4 protein-coding genes are annotated in these 2971 nt (G+C 33.6%); all 4 read left to right on the top strand.

Going from position 1 to position 2971, the window contains the following annotated elements; all coding sequences use genetic code 11:
• Window positions 1–148 precede the first annotated feature (148 nt).
• Window positions 149–1237, top strand: coding sequence for an ABC transporter substrate-binding subunit SaoX (gene saoX, locus TICRE_RS09915; protein ID WP_075727634.1), 1089 nt, complete (start codon window positions 149–151; stop codon window positions 1235–1237).
• Window positions 1230–2006: an ABC transporter substrate-binding (seleno)protein SaoB gene (gene saoB / locus TICRE_RS09925; protein WP_239591067.1), complete on the top strand. Its 777-nt coding sequence runs from the start codon at window positions 1230–1232 to the stop codon at window positions 2004–2006. Before saoX ends, saoB begins: the two co-directional genes overlap by 8 nt.
• On the top strand, window positions 1970–2779 hold the full coding sequence (gene saoP / locus TICRE_RS09930) for an ABC transporter permease subunit SaoP (RefSeq protein WP_239591048.1): 810 nt from the start codon (window positions 1970–1972) through the stop codon (window positions 2777–2779). Before saoB ends, saoP begins: the two co-directional genes overlap by 37 nt.
• On the top strand, window positions 2761–2971 hold a 211-nt coding region (locus tag TICRE_RS09940), incomplete at its 3' end, for an ATP-binding cassette domain-containing protein (protein WP_269843994.1). The genes saoP and TICRE_RS09940, both read left to right, overlap by 19 nt.

Consider the following 2971-nt stretch of genomic DNA (forward strand, 5'->3'; position numbering starts at 1 on the left):
CTTTGGAATTTATAGTCTCTGGATCTAAAGATGGACAGTTTGGTTATGCCATATTTAGGGTGGAAGGTTTAGAGGTAAAGAATTTATTTGGAGAAGGAATGAGAGATTGCTGTTAATTATATAATAATTTATAAGGAGAATGATGAAGATGAAAAAAAGAAAGTTATTATTGATAGTATTATCAATGCTAATAATTAGTACATTAGTAGGATGTACTAAAAAGGATGAAGGAAAAAAAGTAGGAAATGTTGATGATGATTATGAAATCAATTTAGGATATTATAACTGTGACCATATGGTAGGAGCTGCAATTGGGGAAGCAGCAGGAATATATAAAGATCTTGGTCTAAATGTAAAGTTAACTGGTAATGGTAAAGTTCCAGAGGCTATGGCAGCAGGGCAGATGGATGCAGGATATATTGGAAACAGAGGATTAATTGCTGCTAATGGTAAAGGTGCTCCAATTTTAATAGGAGCTAATAACCATATAGGGGGTTCTATGTACTTAGTAGTAGCCAATGATATTGAGAAACCAGAAGAACTATATGGTCAAAAAGTTGCTATTGGTAGTACTCAAGATGAGGGCTGGATAGCTGGATACTCAAAATTATTAAATTTATCTACAGATGAAAAAGATTATGACATAGTAAATATTAGTTCTGATGCAGACGCATATATGGCTTTAGCCACTGGTCAAATTAAGGCTTTTACATCTTGTGATCCATGGGCTTCTATGGCTGTTTATGAAGGAAAGGGCAAGATAATGGCAACATATATGGAAATGGATGATAAAATGGGTATTTGTTGTGCATTTTCACTAAATGAGAAATTTGTAGAAGAACATCCAGAACTAGCTGAAAAATTGTTAACAGCTCATCAAAGGAGTATAGAATATGTATATGAGCATCCTCATGAAGCAGCAAAGATATTTGCCAAATACTATAATGTTCCAGAAGAAGTTGCGATTATGACTATATATAAAAAGTGTGTAGAAGAGGGTAGAACTTTAACATGGGAAATTGAGGAAGAAAGTTTTCAACATGCTTATGATGTATATAAGAGATATGATTTGATAGAAACACTACCTGAATTTAAAGACCTAATAGCCTATGATATTTATAATGCAGCTAAATTAGGTGATTTTGATGAATTTATAAAAGAAAAGGTAGACTCAGTTTTTCCAATAGGTATGAGTTATGAAGACTTTAAAAAGAAGGCAATGGAGATAGATGAATAGAATATTTCTAATAATATTTATTATTGGGATAGCAGTAGCAATAACCTTTTTTCTCCCATCAGAAGTACTGGTGGGGGGTAAAATAAGAGTTGGGGTATCAGATGATATTTCTGGCTTTGTAGTAGATTACATGATAAAGGAAGAAAAATTAAAGATAGGTGATGAATTAGAAGCTTATTTTATAAAGGATTGCTGAGCTAAAACTTCTCAATGGGCCTTGAGCTCAGATATGTTGGATATGGCAATTGTATGTAAAGAGGCAGCAAAAGAGTATCTTGAAAATGTAGAGGGATTCCAGATAGTCTCTAACTCTATGATGAATTCAGATATATTTATCACTAAAACAGCAAATCCTAAGAAAATAGGAATGACTCAAGATAGAGATTATCAGGTGGATTTAATAAAAAAAAGATTTGGAGAAGATATAGAAATAGCACCGATGATGGTAAGTGCCCTTCCCTATGCCCTAGAAAAGGGTGAAGTGGATGGGATTATAATTGATTTTATAAAGGGAGTACACGTAAATGGGATAAAAGAGAGTTCAGTAATTGATGGTGATTATACAACATATGTTCTTATATCTAATGTGGAGTTTATGAAAACAAAAGAGTTTAAAAAATTTGTAAGGACATATAATGAATCTTTAGAAGAATTGATGACGGATGATAAATTACTAGAAAAACATTTTTATAATTATACAAAAACTAATTTAGAAAAAGGGGGTTTAGAAAAATGGAAAGTAAAGCTTCTGAATATAGGGGAAGATTAAAATATTCCAATATCACAAAAAGAAATATAAGAGAAAGGATATATAGATTACTTGTATTTATAGGGATTATTGGATTATGGCATTATGCAGCTGTTAGGATAGATTCACCTTTATTGTTACCTAAGCCTATGGAAATAGGAAAAGCATTGATCAGCTCTGCAACAGATCCAAAGATACTACTCAACCTATCTATAACTATGAAAAGAGTTCTCAAAGGATTTTTATATGCATTGCTAGTAGGATTACCATTAGGATATCTAATGGGCCTTTCTGAGTTAGCAGAAAAACTGCTATCAGGTATTATAGACTCAGTAAGGCAAGTACCTATTATGGCATGGGTACCTTTAACCATTATTTGGCTAGGTATAGGAGATGGACCAACTTTATTTATGATTGCACTCTCTGGTGTATTTCCAGTAATACTTAATACTATTCAAGGTGTTAGAGGCATTTCAAAGGATTATTACAATGCAGCTAAAAGTATGGGAGCGGGACCATTAAGTATATTTATCAATGTAGTAATTCCAGCTTCAATACCGGATGTACTCGTAGGGGCAAGGCTTGCAGTAGGTATTGGGTGGATGTCCGTCGTCTGAGCGGAGTTTATAGCAACGAGTGCCGGTCTTGGCTACTCTATGGTTGAAGCCCAAGCTAGGATGCAGACTGATGTGCTTATATCACTAATGTTTATGTCTGCTATTGTAGGTTTTGGTGTGGATAAAATATTACAAACTATTAACAAAAGACTCACTAAATGGAGGCAAGTGCAGTAATGGAGCTAACAGTAGAAAGGATAAATAAAACCTTTACTAGTAATGGAAGTGTAAATCAAGTTCTAAAAGATATTAGTTTTGGGGCAGACAAGGGAGAATTTATATCTCTACTAGGACCATCAGGTTGTGGAAAGACAACCTTGCTTAGTATAATAGCAGGGTTTCAAAAATCTGATTCAGGTTCAATAATAG

This window comes from Tissierella creatinophila DSM 6911, assembly GCF_001940565.1.
Taxonomy (GTDB): Bacteria; Bacillota; Clostridia; order Tissierellales; family Tissierellaceae; genus Tissierella_A; species Tissierella_A creatinophila.

Excerpts from the sequence above, each read along its gene's own strand:
- saoX (WP_075727634.1), top strand. The coding sequence starts at position 149 with ATGAAAAAAAGAAAGTTATTATTGATAGTATTATCAATGCTAATAATT.